Raw genomic sequence first — 18,710 nt, 5'->3', positions numbered from 1 at the left:
ATCGGGCGAGTTCTGTCCGTGGCATCTGGCAAGGTGTCCGCCGTGACGAACGCGAAGAGTGAACCGATCGAGGCCGTCCTGTTCGACTGGGGCGGCACGTTGGCGACCTGGCACGACATCGACCTGTACGACGTGTGGCGGTCGGTGGCGCGCCTGGTCGACGAGGAGCGGGCCGATGAGCTCGCGGCGAAGCTGGTCGCGGCGGAGGAGTCCGTCTGGCTTCGGTCCCGCGACGAGCACCGCAGCAGCACGCTCGAAGAGGTCTGCCTGCTCGCCGAGGTGGAGCTGACGGCGGACGCGTTGGCGGAGTACGAGTTGCAGTGGCACCCGCACACCGAGCTGGCGCCGGACGCCGCCGACACGTTGCGGGAGCTGCGGGCCCGCGGCCTGAAGATCGGCGTGCTGTCGAACACCATCTGGCCGCGCCGCCGGCACGAGGAGATCTTCGCCCGGGACGGAGTCCTCGAGCTGATCGACGGTGCCGTCTACACCAGCGAGGTGCCGTGGACGAAGCCGCACCCGGAGGCGTTCCGCGCGGCCATGACGGCGGTCGGTCTGACCGAACCGGCCCGCTGCCTGTTCGTCGGCGACCGCCTGTTCGACGACGTCTGGGGCGCCCAGAACGTCGGCATGCGCGCGGCCCACATCCCGCACAGCGCGATCCCGGTCAGCCAGATCGGCCACACCGAGGGCGTCCCCGACGCCACCATCCACGAACTGACCGACCTGCTCCCCCTGATCGACAGCTGGAACGGCCGCTGAGCCCCGCGGGCCGTCTACCTCCTGAGCACCCCGGCCGGCGCTGAGCACCGCGACCGCCTGGCCTGCGCTGAGCACTGCGACCGCTTGGCCTGCGCTGAGCACCCGGACCGCCGCCCGGCTGGCTGAGCACAAGAAGAACCCCCGGGCCGAAGGTCGGCTCGGGGGTTCTGGGGGAGTTGGTGGTGGGGGTGTCAGGCGGCCAGGGTCGGGTCTGCCAGGAGGCGGAGGCGACCGAGGGCCTCGCGCTCGATCTGGCGGACGCGCTCGGCGGAGATGCCGTGCACGGCGCCGATGTCGGCGAGTTTGGCCTGACGGCCGTCGTGCAGTCCGTAGCGGCGCCGGATCACGTCAGCCGACCTGGGGTCGAGCTGATCGACCAGGCTGAACAGGCCCGAGCGGTCCGACGCGTCGGCGACCAGCTGGTCGGGGCCCGGCGCGGTCTCGGCCGCGATCAGGTCGCCCAGCGAGGTCTCGCCCTCGTCGTCGATCGGGTTGTCCAGGCTGATGTGGTCCCGGCCGATCCGGATCAGGTCGGTCACCCGCTCCGGGTCGAGGTCCAGCTCCGCCGCGATCTCGTCGATCTCCGGCTCACGCCCGAGCTTGCGCTCCAGCGTCCGCCGCGCCGACCCGATCTGGTTCAGCTGCTCCACCACGTGCACCGGCAGCCGGACCACCCGGGCCTGCTGCGCGATACCGCGGGTGATGGCCTGCCGCACCCACCAGGTCGCGTACGTCGAGAACTTGAATCCCTTGCGGTAGTCGAACTTCTCCACCGCCCGGATCAGGCCCGTGTTGCCTTCCTGGACCAGGTCCAGGAGCGGCATCTGGGACCGTCCGTAGCGACGGGCGATCGACACCACCAAGCGGAGGTTCGCGGTCACGAACCGCTGCTGCGCGCGCTGGCCCTCTTCGGCCAGCCACTCGAGCTCTTCCTCCGTCGCATATTTGGGCGCTCCGCCCTTCTTGCGTCCAACCCGCCCCTCGGCCAGCAGTTGCTCCGCGAGGAGACCTGCCTCAACCGTCTCAGCGAGCTCGACTTCTTCTTCCGCGGTCAGCAAAGGAGTGCGAGCGATCTCTTCCAGGTAGAGACCGACGCTGTCCTTACCGTCGATACCGTCGTCCGTTGAACGGACACGAGCCGTGCGAGCCACCGAAACTCCCTTCGTCGTTACATGGAGAGCAACGCTCGAGTGAGGTTCAAGATTCCACGATGAGTGTGTAAACAGCCTGAACGTTCCCTGAGATTTCCCGGCACCCTCAGTGCACCGGAAACGGCGGTTGCTGCACGCTCAGTGCCCTGGTTCTGCCCGCTGCACACCTGGTGTGCACAAGATCGGCTTGATTTGCGGGGTTTCGGGGCCGGAAAGGCCCTGAGAACTGTTCTCAGGTTTCATCACAGAAGGCTCCGAATGGCCGATCGATCGGCCATTCGGAGCCTTTGAATGTGTCACAGGACACAAACTCTGCGTTGTGCTCAGGCCGGTCAGGCCAGGCCGAGGGTGTCCAGTTCCCAGGCGAGGGTGAAGGCGACCTCGCGCCAGGCGTCGTACCGGCCGCTGCGGCCGCCGTGGCCGGCTTCCATCTCGGTCTTGAGCAGGACGTCGACCTCGCCGGTCGCCGTCGCGCGCAGCTTCGCCACCCACTTGGCCGGCTCGACGTAGAAGACGCGGGTGTCGTTCAGGCTGGTGATCGCGAGGATGCGCGGGTACTGCTGGGCAGTGACGTTCTCGTACGGCGCGTAGGACTTCATGTACCGGTAGACCTCGGGGTCCTCCAGCGGGTTGCCCCACTCCTCCCACTCGATCACAGTCAGTGGCAGCGACGGGTCGAGGATGGTCGTCAGCGCGTCCACGAACGGCACCTCGGCGACGATGCCACCGAAGGCCTGGGGCGCCAGGTTGGCGACCGCACCCATCAGCAGTCCGCCGGCACTGCCGCCCTGCGCGACGATCCGTGACGGCTTCGACCAGCCGTCCTTGACCAGGTGCTCGGCGACCGCGATGAAGTCGGTGAAGGTGTTCCGCTTGGTCAGCATCTTGCCGTCGTCGTACCAGCTGCGGCCGAGCTCGCCGCCGCCGCGCACGTGCGCGATCGCGAAGACGACGCCACGGTCCAGCAGCGACAGCCGCGGGATCGAGAACCACGGGTCCATCGAGCTCTCGTACGACCCGTAGCCGTAGAGCACGACTGGCGCGTTCCCGTCCTTGGCGACATCCTTGCGGGCCACCAGTGAGACCGGCACCCGCGTCCCGTCCGCCGCCGTCGCCCACTCCCGGTACTGCGTGTAGGCGCTCAGGTCGACTCCACCGAGCACAGGCTGCTGCTTGAGCAACCGCCGCTCACCGGTGACCACATCCACGTCGTACGTCGTCCCCGGCGTCACCAGTGACGTGTAGCCGAACCGGTACCGGGTGTCGTGCCACTCGTCGTTCCGGCTCGGCGACACGGTGTAGATCGGCTCGTCGAAGGTCAGCGCCTCGGGCGAACCGAACGAACCACCGTCGCGGCGCATGATCGCCAGCTCGGTGAGAGCGTCGCGGCGCCGGTACAGGATGACGTGGTCGGCGAAGGCGTCGACGCCGAGCAGACGGCTCGACTCGTCACCCTCGATCAGGGTGGTCCAGTCGCCGGGGGAGTCCAGCGGAGCGGTGGCCAGCGAGAAGTTGGACGCGTCGGCGTTGTGCACGATCAGCAACTGGTCGCCGGCGTGCTCGACGTCGTACTCGACGCCCTCACGGCGTGGCGCGACCACGACCAGCTCACCGGCCGGGTTGTTGGCGTCGAGCAGCCAGACCTCGCTGGTCAGCTTGCTGCCGAGGGAGATCTGGATGGCCTGCTCGTTGCGGGTCAGGTCGACACCGACCCAGAAGCGCTCGTCCGGCTCCTCGAGGACGAGCACGTCGTCGCTCTGGCCGAGGGTGTGCCGCCAGACCTGGTGCGGGCGCCAGGCGTCGTCGACCTTCGTGTAGAAGATGGTCGAGCCGTCGGTCGACCAGGCCGAGCCGTAGTGGACGCCGGGCAGCTCGTCCGGCAGCAGCTCGCCGCTGTCGAGGTCCTTGATGCGCAGGGTGAACCGCTCGTCGCCGGTGAGGTCGACGGAGTACGCCAGCAGCCGGCCGTCGGGGGAGACGTCGACCGTGCCGAGCGAGAAGAACTCGGAGTCGCCGGCCAGTTCGTTCCCGTCCAGCAGCACCTCCTCGCCGGGGATCTCGCCCTCGGTCGCGGGCGGCTCGTCACCGGTGGCCTTGACCCGGCAGCTGATCGCGTACTGCTTGCCTTCGATGGTGCGCGAGTAGTACCAGAAGCCGCCGCGCCGGGCGGGCACGCTCAGGTCGGTCTGCAGGGTCCGGTCGGAGATCTCCGAAAAGATTGCCTCGCGCAACGATTCGAGATGCGCGGTGCGGGCCTCGGTGTAGCTGTTCTCGGCGCGCAGGTAGTCCAGCACCTCGTCGTTCGTCTTGTCCCGCAGCCATTCGTAGTCGTCGACGAAGACGTCTCCGTGGTGGGTGCGTTCGATCGGCTTACGGGTGGCAACTGGTGGCTTCAACTCGGACATGCCGGGAGACTACCCCGCACCTGCCGCCCGCGTACTGCGGGTTTCCACAGGCTTTCCCTGTGGGCGGCCTCAGAGCTCGTACGTCGCCACGACCGGGGCGTGATCGCTCCACCGCTCCGCGTACGTCGGCGCCCGGTGGATCACGCAGGAGGTCGCCGCGGCGGCCAACCCGGGGGAGGCGATCTGGTAGTCGATCCGCCAGCCGGCGTCGTTGTCGAACGCCTTGCCGCGCCACGACCACCAGGAGTACGGCCCGGGTCCCTCGCCGCCGAACCGCCGGCCCAGATCGACCCAGCCGGCCTCGAACAGACGATCCATCCAGGCGCGTTCTTCGGGCAGGAAGCCGCTCTTTTTCCGGTTCGCCTTCCAGGCCTTCAGGTCGACCTCGCGGTGCGCGATGTTGAGGTCACCGCAGACGAGCACGTGCCGCCCGTCGGCGCGCAGTACCGACAGCCGCTCGGTGAAGGCGTCCAGGAAGGCGTACTTCTCGGCCTGCCGCGGCGGCGTCTCGAACTCGCCGGTGAAGACATAGGTGCTGATCGCGGTCAGCGTCGAGCCGTCGTCGAGGACGACGTCGGCCTCGATCCAGCGCCCACTCCCGCTGAACCGCTCGGGCCCGATCTCGGCGTTCTCCTGCTTGATCGGCCGCCGGCTCGCGACCGCCACGCCGGCCCGGCCCTTGTGCCCGTCGCTGACCGGCTCCGCGTGCGCGATGTGCCAGTCGCCGCCCAGATGATCACGCAGTACTTCGTCCGTCGCCCGGACTTCCTGCAGCAGCAACAGGTCCGGATCGGTCTCCTCGAGCCACCCGGCCATCCCCCGCCGGAACGCCGCCCTGATCCCGTTCACATTCGCCGTCGCAACCTTCAGCACCCGGGAACCTTAGCCCCTCGCTGTCCCAAGGATGGCGTCGAGGGATCGCTCGCAGAGGTCCTCCAGTTCGGCGGCGGACACTGTGGGGTTGTCGATCCAGGTCAGCAGAGTCTGTTCGACGTACCCCTGCCAGCCGTGGCAAGCGAGCTCGACCGTCGGCGTGACGGTGATCCCGCGCTGGGCCACCGCATTGATCACCCACTGGCTGAACACCTGCCGCAACTGCGAATGCAGAGCCCGTACTGCGGGGTCGCCGGCCGCCGACATCAGCAGCGTCGCCCGATAGAGCTGAGGAGCCTCGAGCACCGCCCGGACGAACGCCCGGATCCCGCTGCGGAGCTGCTCGGCGGGTGGCAGCGAGAGGTCGGGAGCGGTCCGCAGCATCACCTCGGCGGCGGCCGCTTCGATCACGGCGTACTGGAAATTCTTCTTGGAGCCGAAGTAGTGGAACAGCAGTGCGGGGGAGACGCCCGCCTCCGCGGCGACCAGCTCGACGCTCAGCTCGCGATGCGGGTCGGCCTCCAGGACACGCCGCGCGGCCTCGAGGATCTGGGTCCGGCGCTCCTCGGGCTGCAGCCGGGCGGACGAGGTTTGGCTCACCCGGCCAGTGTATTGAGTAATCCGTCAACAAGCACTTACTGTTGAGTATCCACTCAACAGTCGGAGGTTCCCGATGACCGGCAAGGTCGTACTCATCACCGGCGCGTCCCGCGGGATCGGCGCCGCCGTCGCCCGCAGTCTCGCCAGCGACGGCGCGACCCTGGCGCTGGTCGGGCTCGAACCCGATGAACTGCGGAAGGTGGCCCAGGACTGCGGGCCCGACGCCGGCTGGTGGGAGGCTGATGTCACCGACGCCGACTCGCTGCGCACCGCGGTCGAGGCGATCGCCGAGCGCTACGGCCGGATCGACGTGGTCGTCGCGAACGCGGGCATCGCCGCCCCGGGCTTCACCCGCAGCATGGACCCAGCTGTCTGGGAGCGCGTCCTCGACGTCGACCTGTACGGCGTCTGGCGGACCGTCCACCTGACCTTGCCGCATCTCCTGGCGAGCAAGGGGTACCTCCTGCTGGTGTCCTCACTGGCCGGCATCGTGCACATCCCCGGACTCGCGTCCTACAACGTCGCGAAGGCCGGAGTCGAGGCGATGGGCAACAGCCTGCGGGCCGAGTTGCGGCACCTCGGCGTAGCCGTCGGAGTCGCGCACCTGACCTTCGTCGACACCGACATGGTCCGTGGTGTCGACGAACACCCCGTCTTCGGCAAGGTCCGCACCGGACTCCCGCTGGTCGGCAAGACCTATCCGATCGACCTCGCGGTCGAGAAGTTCACCGTGGGCATCAGGAAGCGCTCTCGGGTCGTCCACGTGCCGGGCTGGATCGGGCCGTTGAAGATCTTCCGCTCGCTGATTCCGCACCTGGTCGAGCTCGGCGCCCGGTTCAACGTTCCGAAGGCCGACCGGGCCGCGCTGGCCGACATCGAGGCACGTGGCGCCGCCGCCTCCTCTCGCGCCTCCGGCGCGGGCGGCCGCGCGGACACCGAGAAAGCAGCCAAGCGATGAGCCGCCAGTACGACGTTGTCGTGTTCGGCGCGACCGGATTCACCGGAGCGCTCACCGCGCAGTACCTGGCCAAGAACGCGCCGGCCGACCTCACCTGGGCGCTGGCCGGACGCAATCGCGCCAAACTGGAGGCCGTTCGGGCCAAGCTCGGTGTCGAGGTCGACCTGCTCATCGCCGACGTGGAGGATCCCGCTTCGCTGAAAGCGGTAGCCGAGGCCACCCGGATCGTCGTCACCACCGTCGGCCCCTACACCCGGTACGGCGAACCGCTCGTGGCCGCCTGCGCCCAAGCCGGCACGGACTATCTCGACCTCACCGGCGAATCGGAGTTCGTCGACCGGATGTACGTCGGCTATCACGCCAAGGCGGTCGAGACCGGCGCCCGGATCATCCATTGCTGCGGATTCGACTCGATCCCGTACGACCTGGGGGTGCAGTACACCGTCGAGCAGTTGCCGAAGAACGTCCCGATCGCGGTGAAGGGTCTGATCCGTGGCGGCGGCAAGCCGTCCGGCGGGACCTGGGAGACAGTGGTCACCGCGCTGTCTCGCGGCAAGCAGCACCTCGAAGCCCACCGCGCCCGTCGCCGGGTCCAGCCACGGCCCGAAGGTCGTTCGGTCAAGGTCGTGACCGGCAAGATCCACCGTAGTCAAGGATTCTGGGCAGTACCGTTGCCGACCGTCGACCCGCAGGTCGTGGCGAACTCGGCACTGCTGCTGGACGACTACGGACCCGATTTCCGCTACTCACACTTTGCCGCCCTGAAACGACTGCCCACCGTCGTCGGCGGGATCGCGGGGATCGGCCTGCTGGCGGCCGCCGCGCAACTCCCGCCGGCCCGGAAGGTCCTGCTCAAGCGGATCAAGGCGGGTGACGGACCGAGCGAGGAGCGCCGGGCGAAGTCCTGGTTCAAGGCTCGCTTCGTCGGCGAGGGCGGCGGCAAGCGCGTCGTCACCGAGGTGTCCGGCGGCGATCCCGGCTACGACGAGACCGCGAAGATGCTGGCCGAGTGCGCACTGTCGCTGGCACTCGACACGCTCCCCAAGACCTCCGGCCAAGTGACGACGGCGGCCGCGATGGGTCCGGCGCTGCGCAGGAGATTAGTTGCTGCAGGCATCGGTTTCGAGACGCTCGTGGTCGAGGACTACTGACGGATGCGGCACGTGACCAGTGCCGACGGCACCCGGCTGGCGCTCTACGAGTACGGCGAACCGGGCTCTCCCGTGCTGGTCTGCGTCCACGGCTACCCGGACAACGCCAAACTCTGGGAGCCGGTCGCCACCCGGCTGGCCCAACACTTCCGGGTCGTGACGTACGACGTCCGCGGCGCGGGGGAGTCGGACCACCCGCGGGAGCGGGCGGCGTACCGGCTGGAGCGGCTCGAGGAGGACTTCGTGGCGGTGATCGACGCGGTGGCTCCCGATCAGCCCGTCCAGCTGCTTGCCCACGACTGGGGGTCGATCCAGTCCTGGCACTTCGTCACGAGCGAGAAGTTGGCCGGCCGGATCGCGTCATTCGTGTCGATCTCGGGACCGTCGCTGGATCACGCGGGCTACTTCCTCCGGGCCCGGTGGCGGTCGCCGGAGTTGCTGAAGCAGCTCGCGCATTCCTGGTACATCTTCTACTTCCACCTCCCGTGGTTGCCCGAACGTGGTTGGCGGAGAGGTTGGGCGCATCGGGTGTTCGGCAAGCTCGAGGGCAGCGCCGGCGGAACGAGCCCCGAGCGCTCGCTGGCCGATTACGTCAACGGGCTGAACCTGTACCGCGCGAACGTGGTGCCCCGCCTGTTGCGTCCGCGGGAGCGGCGTACCGGCGTACCGGTGCTGGCTGTTTCGCCGGACGGGGACGCGTTCGTGACGACGCCGCTGCAGACCGATGTGGCGCGATGGGCCCCGAACCTCAGCGTCCAGGTGGTCAGGGGAGGCCACTGGTTGCCCCGGAATGATCCCGGAGTGGTGGCCGGTCTGGTCCTGGAACACACCCGGCGGGTGGCAGGCTGGAGGGCATGAGAACGATTCTGAACCTGATCTGGCTGGTGTTCGCCGGCTTCTGGCTGGCGGTCGGCTACGTCGTGGCCGGCCTGATCTGCTGCCTCCTGATCATCACCATCCCGTTCGGCATCGCGTCGTTCCGGATCGCCGGCTTCGCGCTGTGGCCGTTCGGCCGGACCATGGTCGACAAGCCCGGCGCCGGGGCCGGGTCGGTTCTCGGCAACGTCATCTGGGTGGTCTTCGCCGGCTGGTGGCTGGCGCTGGGCCACCTGGTCACCGGGATCGCCTTGTGCGTCACGATCATCGGCATCCCGCTCGGGGTGGCGAACTTCAAGCTGATCCCGATCTCGCTGCTCCCGCTGGGCAAGGAGATCGTCCCGACGAACGCGGCCTTCGCCGGCCGATGAGGTCGCTGACCGTTCTCGGTTCCTGCGGCGCGTGGCCCGATCCGGGTCGCGCGTGCGCGGGTTTCCTGCTCGAGTACGACGGTTTCAAGGTCGTCCTCGACCTCGGCTACGCCGCGTTGCCGCAACTGCTGAAGCACTGTCCCGACGGCGCGGTCGACGCGGTGATCGTCACGCATCAACACCCGGACCACTGCGTCGACGTCAGCGCACTGGCCCGCGTCCGCTACTACCTCGCCCGCGACGCGGCGCCGATCCCGCTCTACTGCCCACCCGGCGTTCTCGACGTACTGCGATCCCTTGAGCCACGACCTGACCCGGCGACGGTCTTCGACGTACGGGACTTGGCATCGACCGAACTCGGGCCGTTTCAACTGGAAACCGCCCTCCTGCCGCACTACGTGACCAATCTGGGCATCCGATTGAGTACGCCGGAACTGACGGTCGCCTATACCGGCGACAGCGGGCCGGGCCCAGAGGCAGCAGCGCTGGCGGAAGGCGCTGACCTGTTCATCTGCGACGCGACCCTGCAGGGACCCTCACCGGACACGACCCCGCGCTACGTGATGACCGCAACCGAAGCGGCCACAGCCGCCCGCGGAGCGAGAAGACTTCTCCTGACCCACTTCTGGCCCGGCTCAGATCGCTCTGTCTCCGTCGCAGAGGCGGAGAAGGTCTTCCACGGCGAGGTCATCGCCGCCGAGGAAGGCCTCGTCCTCGAGCTCTGAGCAGGATCCCGCCACCTTGGGCACGGACCAGTCGCGCTGACGCCGATTCTGGCGACTGGCCCGTGCTCAAGGCCGCAGGCTCCACCGCGGGCACCCCGCCCAGCCGGCGGTGGGAGTACCAGGTTCAGTGGTGTTGCTTGGCTGCTTCGACCACCTTGCGGACGTTCTCGATCGAGCCGCAGCCACTCTCGATCAAGCGGGCGCGCTCGGTGGCGAAGGCTTCGCCGAGTTGCGTCCGGGTGTCCTCGCCGACCTCGGTCCGGGCCGGGTTCAGCACGTCGCGCTCCTCCTCGTCCAGGTGGTGAGACAGCGCCTCGGAGAGTTCGTGCGTCTTCTCGCTGAACTCCTCGCTCTGCGGGTCCGCGACCTCCATCAACGCCAGCAGCGCTTCGTTGCCCTCGTCGTGCTCGTGTTCGGAGTGCTCGACCTCCTCGGCGTCGATCGCGTCCTTCTTCCGCAGTGCAGGGTAGACCTTCGACTCCTCGGCCTCGGCATGGGCGATCAGCACGGTCGCCAGATCCGCCAGCACTGCCGCCCGGTCGGCCTGCACGTCCCGCAACTCGCGCAGCGCCTCCTCGAACCACCGGTGGTCGGCCAGGATGATCTCGACCACGTCGCCGCCGGTGTGCTGCAGGATCTTCGGCATTTCTGATGTCCTCCAAGGTAACGAGACTGTCGCACTCTGGTACCCGCGCCCCGCGAGCCCATTCACGGCCGGGCTAGCCTGCGGGGAGGGCCACTGTCCGTGCACTAGTCCGCCGCCCCAGCCCACGCCTGGCCGAGGGCCTGCTGACCCATCTCGAACGCGTCCCGGTCGACCCGGACCTCGCAGTACGGCAGTGGCAGCAGTACGTCGACGCGCTCGCCGAGGCCGGCTGGGACTGTGTGGAAGTCCCGCCGATCGACGAGTGCCCGGACGGCGTGTTCGTCGAGGACACGATGGTCGTGTACGGCGACCTGGCCGTGATCGCCCGGTCCGGGGCCGACGAGCGGCGCCCGGAAGCCGCCGAGGCGGAGCAGGCCGTGGCCGCGCAGGGCTACCGGATCGCGCACCTCACCGCGCCCGGCACGCTGGACGGCGGCGACATCCTCAAGATCGGAACCACCGTGTACGCCGGGCTCGGCGGCCGCACCAACCAGTCCGGGATCGACCAGTTGCGGGAGCACCTCACGCCACTCGGCGCCGAGGTGATCGCAGTACCGGTTCGCAAGGTTCTGCACCTCAAGTCGGCGGTGACCGCGTTGCCGGACGGCACGGTGATCGGATACGAGCCGCTCACCGACGACCCGGCTGCCTTTCCGAAGTTTCTCGGCGTACCGGAGGAGAGCGGCGCGCATGTCGTGCTGCTGGGGGCGGACCGGCTGCTGATGGCGGCGTCGGCACCCAAGTCCGCCGAGCTGTTCCGCGAGCGCGGCTACCAGCCCGTGATCGTCGACATCAGCGAGTTCGAGAAGCTCGAAGGCTGCGTGACGTGCTTGTCAGTTCGTCTTCGGCAGTAGCGACCAGCGGTCCCGGGCGGCAGCCGCCAGGTCGCGATCCTTCTTCTTGCCGCGGGTGTTCGCGGCCCCGCACGCTTCCATCAGCACGCCGCGGAAGATCTCGGTGTCGGGATGGTCGGCGCCGAGACTTTCGATGCCGTCGGCAAGGGTTGCCTCCAGCATTTCCACCGCGGCACCGAGCCGGCCGGTGAACATGGTCGCCCGGCCCAGCGCGGCGCGGGTTCGCAGTACCTTCGCGTTGTAGCGGCCGAGCGACTTCTCGTCGCGCTCGAGCAACTCGGACAGCAGCTTCGCCTCGGCGCGTGGTCCGCCGACCATCAACTGGGCACCGGTCACCCCTTCGACCGCGTCGCGGGTCAGGTCGTGCTCGGCGCCGTAAACGCGGGTGAGTTGTGGGGTGATGAGCTCGAACCACCCGATCGCCGAACCGTAGTCACCCGTCGCCAGCAACGCCTGTGCGACGCGGAGCCTGACCTTGAGGGTCGCAGGATCGTCGGCCTTCAAGACCTTCTCGCACGCCGTGAGCGACGCCTTGTACAGCGGCAGAGCACCCGTCGAGTCGCCGGCCTTCCAATGGGCCTCGGCCTGCTCGTACGTCGCGTCGACCAGCTCCGGATGCTTCTTCAGCTCCGAGATCGGCGGGTCGTGCTCCGCCGGAGGCACCGCGGCCGGCCGGTCGAGCAGTCTGCGGCCGACATAGCTGCGGCCGCCGGTCCTGATGATCCGGAACCGCCCGCGGCGCGCCACCGGGATCAGCAGGAAGGTCGAGTAGAGCGTGCGCACGGACGATCCGCAGTCCGCACAGACGTCCCGATGGCCGTAGAACCGGCTGCCGACGCCGCTCAGCCTGTTCATCGCGTCGGGCGCGCGCCAAGCCGTCGACGACGCGGTGCAGGCTCGACAGAACGGGTAGATCCCGCCGCGGACGTCACTCATTCGCCCCATCTTGGCTGGTTTCGGCCAATTTGTCGTCTTCACCGGTTGCGAGTACCCGTTTTGCCAGCTCAGGGTCGGTGACAGCGAAGGTACGGACCGGGCCGGGCAGGGTCTGCGCTGTCTCGAACCGGACAGTGACCCGGCCGCGGCCCGACCCCCAGACCCAGCCTTCGCCGTACTGCGTGTGCACGACATCCTGGCCGGGGTAGTAGCCGACCGGCCGGTCCCGGCTCCGTTCCGGCAGCTCGACGACCTCGACCGGCAACTCCTCGTCCTCGGACTCGGTGAACAGATCGTCCTGGATCCAGTCGGCCAGGGACGAGACGCCGACGCCGAGCAACCTGATCCCGCCGGAGATGTCGCTGTCCTCGAGCAGCCGCCGCGCCACCCGGGCGATCACCCGGGGATCGTCGGTCGGGCCGGCCAGCGTCGACGAGCGGGTGTGCGTGGTGAAGTCGTGCATCCGCGTCTTCACCGTCACCGTCCGGCCGGACAACTGGGCCTTCTGGAGCCGCTCCGAGACGCGGTGCGCCATCCGGTCGCCGATGGCCGCGAGCAACGACCGGTCGATGATGTCGGTCTCGAAGGTGTCCTCGACACTGACCGACTTGGTCTCCCGGTCGCTCACCACCGCCCGGTCGTCGGAGGCGGTCGCCAGCCGGTACAGGCTCGATCCGTGGGCCGAGCCGACCTGCCGGACCAACTCGTCCTGGTCGAGTTGCTGGAGGTCGCCGACCGTGCGCACGCCGGCCATGCTGAGCCGCTGCGCGGTCGCCGGACCGACCCCGGGAATCACCGTCACCTGCATCGGGGCGAGAAACTCGGCCTCGGTGCCGGCCGGTACGACGACCACGCCGTCGGGCTTGTCGAGATCACTGGCGATCTTCGCGATGAGTTTCGACGTACCGGCTCCTACTGACGCGGTCAGGCCGCCGCTGGCTTCCTTGATCGCGGCCTTGAGATCGTTCGAGATGGCTTCGACGTCATCCACGGTCAGATTGCTCAACCCCGCGGCGGCAAGGTCCACGAAGGCCTCGTCCAGCGAGAGCGGCTCGACCAGCGGCGACAGGGCCCGCATCTGCGCCATCACCGCCTGACTGGTGGCGCGATAGACCTCGAACCGCGCCCCGAGGTACGCCGCGTGCGGGCACCGCGAACGCGCTTCGGCGGTCGACATCGCCGACCGCACGCCGTACTTGCGGGCCTCGTACGACGCGGTCGACACGACCCCACGCAGCCCGATGCCGCCCACGACCACCGGCTTGCCACGCAGGGACGGCTTGTCCCGCTGCTCGACGGCTGCGAAGAACGCATCCAGGTCGACATGCAGGATGGACGGATCGGTACGCACTGCCCCAGTCTCCCCGGCCGCACCGACAATTCCTTGTCAGGACCGCCTTCCTGGCCCGGGAGCAGTCTCCCGGGTTTCCGCTCCCGGTGACGGGGCACCCGTCAGACCAGCCGGACCGGCGTACCAGTCGGTGGGCAACGACGCGACGCGGCGTACGCCGACCACCGGGTTCGGGCAGACTGAGGCAAAGAACCCGACAGGGGAGGCGCAGATGGGCGAGGAAGTCGACCGGGTCGAGTTCACCCGGGCGGACCGGACCGCGTTCCGCGATCAGGTTCATCGCAACCTGGACGCGTTCGCGCGGATGCTGCGCGAGGCCAGGTTCGAGGCCGAGCGCCCGATGACCGGGATCGAGATCGAGCTGAACCTGGTCGACGAGGCGTGTGACCCGGCGTTCAAGAACGCCGAGGTGCTGAAGGCGATCGAGGACGACGCGTTCCAGACCGAGCTGGGCCAGTTCAACATCGAGATCAACGTGCCACCGGGCCAGATCGACGGCACCGGCCTGGACACCATGGAGGCCTCGATCCGCGACAGCCTGAACGCGGCCGACGAGAAGGCGGCCAGGACCGGCTCGACGATGGTGACGATCGGCATCCTGCCCACCCTGATGCGCGAGCACATCAACCGTGAGGCGATCAGCGCGAACCCGCGGTACACGTTGCTGAACGACCAGGTGTTCCAGGCCCGCGGCGAGGACGTGCAGATCGCCATCGACGGGATCGAGCGGCTCCAGGTCACCGCCGACAGCATCGTGCCCGAAGCCGCCTGTACGTCGACGCAGTTCCACCTGCAGGTCACGCCCGAGGCGTTCCCGCGGTACTGGAACGCGGCCCAGGCGATTTCCGGCGTGCAGCTGGCCATCGGTGCCAACTCACCCTTCCTGTTCGGCAAGGAACTGATGCGGGAGACCCGGATCGCCCTGTTCGAGCAGGCCGCCGACACGCGCACGCATGAGCTGAAGACGCAGGGCGTCCGGCCGAGGGTCTGGTTCGGCGAACGCTGGATCACCTCGATCTTCGACCTGTTCGAGGAGAACTCGCGGTACTACCCGGCCTTGCTGCCGGTCACCTCCGACGAGGACCCGATCGCCGTGCTGGATCGCGGCGACACCCCGGCCCTTTCGGAGTTGCGGCTGCACAACGGGACGATCTACCGCTGGAACCGTCCTGTGTACGACGTTGTCCGGGAGAAGCCCCATCTGAGGGTGGAGAACCGCGTGCTGCCGGCCGGCCCGACGGTCGTCGACACGATGGCCAACGGCGCCTTCTACTTCGGCCTGGTCCGGGCGCTGGCCGACGACGAGCGGCCGATCTGGTCGCAGATGTCGTTCAGCGCCGCGGAAGAGAACTTCCACGAGGCCGCCCGGCAGGGTATCGACGCCGAGGTCTTCTGGCCTGGAGTCGGCACCGCGCGCGCCACCGAGCTGGTCCTGCGCCGCCTGTTGCCGATGGCATCGCGCGGCCTGGACGCCTGGGGAGTCGACGCCGCGGTCCGGGACCGGCTGCTTGGCATCATCGAGCAGCGCTGCCTGACCAACCGCAACGGGGCTTCCTGGCAGGCCGACGAGTTCCACCGGCTGTATACAAAGGGATCCCACGGTCGCCGCGACGCGTTGCGGGGCATGCTGAGCCGCTACCGCGACCACATGCACGACAACACGCCGGTGCACGAGTGGCCGATCGACTGATGGCTCACCCGCACTGGTTAACCGAGTAAGTCCGGGCAGACAACGAAGGACAGCGCCGGAACCGGGGTCAGCCCGGCGGAACAGCACGCCCTTGCCCAAGGCAACGGCGTACAGGGGGCTGGCGCGCCGGGTCCCAACCCTGCAAAGGTGTCCGCCACGACGGTTAGACCGCGACAGGGCGGGTATGCAGTCGTGAACCGTCGGGGGACGGTGACCTGTCGCACGACGGCGGGGACGGCCGTGTTGCGGGCGCAATCGCCCAAGCGTCACGGTCGCGACACAGATCGTGCATTTCCACAGATGCCGGAGCGGGTTCAGGGCAGTATCGTTCGGAACGGGTCGACCGTTTCAGGTGATGGACACCCGGAGGTGAGGCAAGTCGATGACGACCATCGTCGTGGGTTATGTGCCGAAGGCCGAAGGTCGCGCGGCACTGCGGCGGGCGGCAGAGGAGGCGAAGCTGCGCGACGCCAAGCTGGTGGTGGTGAACTCGCATCGGGGTGGACGCAGCTTCGACAGCGACGAGGCCGAGGCGAGTGACGCCGCGTTGACGGAGGTACGGGAACAGCTCGACTCGACCGGCGTGCCGTACGAGGTACGACAACTGGTGCGTGGACTCGATCCGGCGGAGGACCTGGTGGCCGTCGCCGAGCAGGTGCACGCGGAGTTCATCGTGATCGGCCTGCGCCGCCGGTCCCCGGTCGGCAAGCTCATTCTCGGCAGCAACGCCCAACGGGTGCTGCTCGAGGCCCCGTGTCCCGTGCTGGCTGTCAAGGCCGACGCTGGGCTGACCGAAAATGGGGAGGACTGAGGTGACTTCGACACGCAGCAGGAAGCTGTGCCTCGCACAGCAGCCCGACGCCGACGAGATGCTGAGCAGAGACCCGTTCGCGCTGCTGGTCGGCATGCTGCTCGACCAGCAGATCCCGATGGAGCGCGCGTTCGCCGGTCCGGTTGCGATCGCACAACGAATGGACGGCCCGTTCGATCCGTCCACGGTGGCCGCCTACGACCCGGACGGGTTCGTCGAGGTGGTGGCCGGCCCGCCCGCGGTGCACCGCTTCCCGACCGCGATGGCAGCCCGGATCCAGACGCTGGCCAAGCATCTGGACGAGGAGTACGGCGGTAACGCGTCGGCCGTCTGGGCCGATGTGAAGAGTGGGGACGACCTGCTGGCCAGGTTGTCGGCCCTGCCCGGGTTCGGCGCGCAGAAGGCGAAGATCTTCGTCGCGCTGCTCGGCAAGCAGCTCAAGGTCCGCCCGCGCGGCTGGCGCGAGGCGTCCGAGCCGTACGGCGAGGACGGCGCGTACAAGTCGGTCGCGGACGTGATCGACGTGGCGTCACTGGTGAAGGTGAGGCAGTTCAAGCAGGAACAGCAGGTCGAGAAGCGGGTCGTGGCCCGGCCGCTGCGGCAGACCAGGAACAGTTGAGCACTGGACCGCCTGACCGGGTGGTGGGGTGGGAGCCAGCATTTGTAGAGCATGCCGGTACCAGTGGGAACGGTGGACTGGTACCGGTAGGCACGCCGTGAAGGGGGTCGCGGAACGGTTGGGCTTGGTCCGCGGATTACAATGGAGTGTTGCTGCCGCCTGACCAGCGAAGTGGCCCCCGGCTCGCAGTACCCAGCTCACCTGTTGAGGGGCACCACCAGCACCACAGTAACGTCGTAACGCAGTACCAGTAACCCTGCAGACTGAATCGTCAGACGAGAGGTAATTCGTGTCGTCCAGCTCGTCCGAGAACCTTCCCGCCGAGTCCCCCCGGGTCGTGGCCGCCACCGCCCGCAGCACGGCTCCCAGGACCAGCGCCCGGGTCGAAGACCCTGCCGCCAAGAAGGCTACCGTGAAGAAGGCTGCTGCTCCCGCCGCCAAGAAGGCTGCTGTGTCCCCCAAGGAGGACGGTATTCCCGCGAAGAAGGCCGCCGCGAAGAAGGCGCCGGCGAAGAAGGCCGTGTCCGAGGCGGGTCTGTCGATCGACCCGAAGACCGGTAAGCCGCGTGCGCTCGACGAGGTCGACGAGTCGGACTTCCAGCCGGACGCCGTGAAGCCCCTGGAGAAGGAACTCACCGAGGACCAGGGCTTCATCGTCTCCGAGGCCGACGAGACCGACGAGCCCGAGCAGCAGGTGATGGTCGCCGGTGCCACCGCCGACCCCGTCAAGGACTACCTGAAGCAGATCGGCAAGGTTCCGCTGCTGAACGCGGAGCAGGAGGTCGAGCTCGCCAAGCGGATCGAGGCCGGCCTGTTCGCCGAGGAGCAGATCTCCGACGCCGAGACCAAGCTCAAGGAGAAGGTCAAGGACGAGTACGAGTGGATCTCGGAGGACGGCCGCCGGGCGAAGAACCACCTGCTCGAGGCCAACCTGCGACTGGTCGTCTCGCTGGCCAAGCGCTACACCGGCCGCGGCATGCTGTTCCTGGACCTGATCCAGGAGGGCAACCTCGGTCTGATCCGTGCGGTCGAGAAGTTCGACTACACCAAGGGCTACAAGTTCTCCACCTACGCCACCTGGTGGATCCGGCAGGCGATCACCCGGGCGATGGCCGACCAGGCCCGCACCATCCGGATCCCGGTGCACATGGTCGAGGTCATCAACAAGCTGGCCCGCGTCCAGCGCCAGATGCTGCAGGACCTGGGCCGCGAGCCCACTCCGGAAGAGCTCGCCAAGGAGCTCGACATGACCCCGGAGAAGGTCATCGAGGTGCAGAAGTACGGCCGGGAGCCGATCTCGCTGCACACCCCGCTGGGTGAGGACGGCGACTCGGAGTTCGGCGACCTGATCGAGGACTCCGAGGCGATCGTGCCGGCCGAGGCCGTCTCGTTCACCTTGCTCCAGGAGCAGCTGCACGCGGTCCTGGACACGCTGTCCGAGCGTGAGGCCGGTGTGGTCTCGATGCGCTTCGGCCTGACCGACGGCCAGCCGAAGACGCTGGACGAGATCGGCAAGGTCTACGGCGTCACCCGCGAGCGGATCCGCCAGATCGAGTCGAAGACGATGTCGAAGCTGCGGCACCCGTCGCGCTCGCAGGTCTTGCGTGACTACCTAGACTGATCCACATGCTGGGGAAGGCAGTGGCCGCCATCTGGACGGCCCTGCCTGCTCTCGGCCCGGACTCCGGTCTGCTGGCCGCCGCCGTTCTCACGGCGGCGGCCGTTTTGTTTGCCGTCGTCCAGCTCTCCAGTACTGCGCCGCACCGTCCGCTCGCCTCGCCGTTGCCGGCGCGAGCCAGCGCGGCCCGCGCCAACTCCCGCCGTACTGCGTATCTCCAGCTCCGCGATCCGGACGCCGCCGGCCGGCCGCGCCCACGAGCACCGGGAAGGTAGCGAGTTTCCTCGCTGCCCCATTCCTTCTGTACTCGTGG

Annotated in this window: 19 protein-coding genes; 12 read left to right on the top strand and 7 right to left on the bottom strand. The window is 68.4% G+C overall.

What is annotated here, in order from left to right:
• Nucleotides 1–42: 42 nt before the first annotated feature.
• Complete coding sequence (locus AB0F51_RS05365) at nt 43–762, top strand: HAD family hydrolase (RefSeq protein WP_360274324.1); 720 nt, start codon at nt 43–45, stop codon at nt 760–762.
• A 191-nt stretch (nt 763–953) separates the two neighbouring features.
• Here the strand turns inward: AB0F51_RS05365 and AB0F51_RS05360 are convergent, their stop codons facing one another.
• From AB0F51_RS05360 to AB0F51_RS05345, 4 genes are all read right to left on the bottom strand, one after another.
• Complete coding sequence (locus AB0F51_RS05360; RefSeq protein ID WP_360274321.1) at nt 954–1,913, bottom strand: sigma-70 family RNA polymerase sigma factor; 960 nt, start codon at nt 1,911–1,913, stop codon at nt 954–956.
• Between the two features lie 332 nt (nt 1,914–2,245).
• Complete coding sequence (locus AB0F51_RS05355; RefSeq protein WP_360274317.1) at nt 2,246–4,318, bottom strand: S9 family peptidase; 2,073 nt, start codon at nt 4,316–4,318, stop codon at nt 2,246–2,248.
• A 69-nt stretch (nt 4,319–4,387) separates the two neighbouring features.
• Nucleotides 4,388–5,191, bottom strand: coding sequence for an exodeoxyribonuclease III (gene xth, locus AB0F51_RS05350; RefSeq protein ID WP_360274314.1), 804 nt, complete (start codon nt 5,189–5,191; stop codon nt 4,388–4,390).
• A gap of 9 nt (nt 5,192–5,200) precedes the next feature.
• The gene (locus AB0F51_RS05345; RefSeq protein WP_360274311.1) at nt 5,201–5,791 is read right to left on the bottom strand and encodes a TetR/AcrR family transcriptional regulator; all 591 of its coding nucleotides are present in this window, start codon (nt 5,789–5,791) and stop codon (nt 5,201–5,203) included.
• Between the two features lie 73 nt (nt 5,792–5,864).
• Between AB0F51_RS05345 and AB0F51_RS05340 the strand changes: the two genes are divergently transcribed.
• The 5 genes from AB0F51_RS05340 to AB0F51_RS05320 are packed head-to-tail and all read left to right on the top strand — an operon-like array spanning nt 5,865 to nt 9,872.
• A complete protein-coding gene (locus AB0F51_RS05340) occupies nt 5,865–6,749 on the top strand; it encodes an SDR family oxidoreductase (RefSeq protein ID WP_360274308.1) in 885 nt (294 codons plus the stop codon).
• Nucleotides 6,746–7,900, top strand: coding sequence for a saccharopine dehydrogenase NADP-binding domain-containing protein (locus AB0F51_RS05335; RefSeq protein WP_360274305.1), 1,155 nt, complete (start codon nt 6,746–6,748; stop codon nt 7,898–7,900). Before AB0F51_RS05340 ends, AB0F51_RS05335 begins: the two co-directional genes overlap by 4 nt.
• Before the next feature lie 3 nt (nt 7,901–7,903).
• Entirely contained in the window at nt 7,904–8,758 is an 855-nt protein-coding gene (locus tag AB0F51_RS05330) for an alpha/beta fold hydrolase (RefSeq protein WP_360274301.1), read from the top strand.
• Nucleotides 8,755–9,147 carry a YccF domain-containing protein gene (locus tag AB0F51_RS05325; RefSeq protein WP_360274298.1) on the top strand — a complete coding sequence of 131 codons (393 nt, stop codon included), beginning with the start codon at nt 8,755–8,757 and terminating at the stop codon, nt 9,145–9,147. The genes AB0F51_RS05330 and AB0F51_RS05325 overlap by 4 nt, the downstream gene beginning before the upstream one ends.
• Nucleotides 9,144–9,872, top strand: a complete 729-nt coding sequence (locus AB0F51_RS05320; RefSeq protein WP_360274295.1) for an MBL fold metallo-hydrolase — start codon at nt 9,144–9,146, stop codon at nt 9,870–9,872. Before AB0F51_RS05325 ends, AB0F51_RS05320 begins: the two co-directional genes overlap by 4 nt.
• 124 nt (nt 9,873–9,996) lie before the next feature.
• Here AB0F51_RS05320 and AB0F51_RS05315 read toward each other — a convergent pair whose 3' ends face one another.
• Complete coding sequence (locus AB0F51_RS05315; protein WP_360274292.1) at nt 9,997–10,518, bottom strand: hemerythrin domain-containing protein; 522 nt, start codon at nt 10,516–10,518, stop codon at nt 9,997–9,999.
• 128 nt (nt 10,519–10,646) lie between these two features.
• On the opposite strand from AB0F51_RS05315, the gene ddaH reads away from it, so the two are divergent.
• Entirely contained in the window at nt 10,647–11,372 is a 726-nt protein-coding gene (gene ddaH / locus AB0F51_RS05310) for a dimethylargininase (RefSeq protein ID WP_360274590.1), read from the top strand.
• Here the strand turns inward: ddaH and AB0F51_RS05305 are convergent.
• Together AB0F51_RS05305 and AB0F51_RS05300 are read right to left on the bottom strand one after the other, a co-directional pair.
• Nucleotides 11,352–12,308, bottom strand: a complete 957-nt coding sequence (locus AB0F51_RS05305; RefSeq protein ID WP_360274289.1) for a tetratricopeptide repeat protein — start codon at nt 12,306–12,308, stop codon at nt 11,352–11,354. The two genes, ddaH and AB0F51_RS05305, sit on opposite strands and share 21 nt — an antisense overlap.
• On the bottom strand, nt 12,301–13,659 hold the full coding sequence (locus AB0F51_RS05300; RefSeq protein ID WP_360274286.1) for a DNA polymerase IV: 1,359 nt from the start codon (nt 13,657–13,659) through the stop codon (nt 12,301–12,303). Before AB0F51_RS05300 ends, AB0F51_RS05305 begins: the two co-directional genes overlap by 8 nt.
• 211 nt (nt 13,660–13,870) lie before the next feature.
• Here AB0F51_RS05300 and AB0F51_RS05295 point away from each other — a divergent pair, with 211 nt between their 5' ends.
• The 5 genes from AB0F51_RS05295 (at nt 13,871) to AB0F51_RS05275 (ending at nt 18,672) form a co-directional block, all read left to right on the top strand.
• Nucleotides 13,871–15,349, top strand: a complete 1,479-nt coding sequence (locus AB0F51_RS05295) for a glutamate--cysteine ligase (protein WP_360274283.1) — start codon at nt 13,871–13,873, stop codon at nt 15,347–15,349.
• A gap of 382 nt (nt 15,350–15,731) precedes the next feature.
• The gene (locus tag AB0F51_RS05290) at nt 15,732–16,160 is read left to right on the top strand and encodes a universal stress protein (protein WP_360274280.1); all 429 of its coding nucleotides are present in this window, start codon (nt 15,732–15,734) and stop codon (nt 16,158–16,160) included.
• A gap of 1 nt (nt 16,161) precedes the next feature.
• Nucleotides 16,162–16,779 (top strand): HhH-GPD-type base excision DNA repair protein, encoded by a 618-nt coding sequence (locus AB0F51_RS05285; protein ID WP_360274277.1) that lies wholly within the window; start codon nt 16,162–16,164, stop codon nt 16,777–16,779.
• Nucleotides 16,780–17,068: 289 nt separating this feature from the next.
• A complete protein-coding gene (locus AB0F51_RS05280; protein WP_360274274.1) occupies nt 17,069–18,400 on the top strand; it encodes an RNA polymerase sigma factor in 1,332 nt (443 codons plus the stop codon).
• A 5-nt stretch (nt 18,401–18,405) separates the two neighbouring features.
• Nucleotides 18,406–18,672 carry a DUF6412 domain-containing protein gene (locus AB0F51_RS05275; protein ID WP_360274271.1) on the top strand — a complete coding sequence of 89 codons (267 nt, stop codon included), beginning with the start codon at nt 18,406–18,408 and terminating at the stop codon, nt 18,670–18,672.
• Nucleotides 18,673–18,710 lie beyond the last annotated feature (38 nt).

It is taken from the genome of Kribbella sp. NPDC023855 (assembly GCF_040639475.1).
Classification (GTDB): domain Bacteria; phylum Actinomycetota; class Actinomycetes; order Propionibacteriales; family Kribbellaceae; genus Kribbella.
This window is presented reverse-complemented; position numbering and strand designations above follow the sequence as displayed.

Excerpts from the sequence above, each read along its gene's own strand:
- AB0F51_RS05355 (WP_360274317.1), bottom strand. The coding sequence starts at position 4,318 with ATGTCCGAGTTGAAGCCACCAGTTGCCACCCGTAAGCCGATCGAACGC.
- AB0F51_RS05340 (WP_360274308.1), top strand. The coding sequence starts at position 5,865 with ATGACCGGCAAGGTCGTACTCATCACCGGCGCGTCCCGCGGGATCGGC.
- AB0F51_RS05295 (WP_360274283.1), top strand. The coding sequence starts at position 13,871 with ATGGGCGAGGAAGTCGACCGGGTCGAGTTCACCCGGGCGGACCGGACC.
- AB0F51_RS05330 (WP_360274301.1), top strand. The coding sequence starts at position 7,904 with ATGCGGCACGTGACCAGTGCCGACGGCACCCGGCTGGCGCTCTACGAG.
- AB0F51_RS05275 (WP_360274271.1), top strand. The coding sequence starts at position 18,406 with ATGCTGGGGAAGGCAGTGGCCGCCATCTGGACGGCCCTGCCTGCTCTC.
- AB0F51_RS05305 (WP_360274289.1), bottom strand. The coding sequence starts at position 12,308 with ATGAGTGACGTCCGCGGCGGGATCTACCCGTTCTGTCGAGCCTGCACC.
- AB0F51_RS05315 (WP_360274292.1), bottom strand. The coding sequence starts at position 10,518 with ATGCCGAAGATCCTGCAGCACACCGGCGGCGACGTGGTCGAGATCATC.
- AB0F51_RS05325 (WP_360274298.1), top strand. The coding sequence starts at position 8,755 with ATGAGAACGATTCTGAACCTGATCTGGCTGGTGTTCGCCGGCTTCTGG.
- AB0F51_RS05290 (WP_360274280.1), top strand. The coding sequence starts at position 15,732 with ATGACGACCATCGTCGTGGGTTATGTGCCGAAGGCCGAAGGTCGCGCG.
- AB0F51_RS05335 (WP_360274305.1), top strand. The coding sequence starts at position 6,746 with ATGAGCCGCCAGTACGACGTTGTCGTGTTCGGCGCGACCGGATTCACC.
- AB0F51_RS05320 (WP_360274295.1), top strand. The coding sequence starts at position 9,144 with ATGAGGTCGCTGACCGTTCTCGGTTCCTGCGGCGCGTGGCCCGATCCG.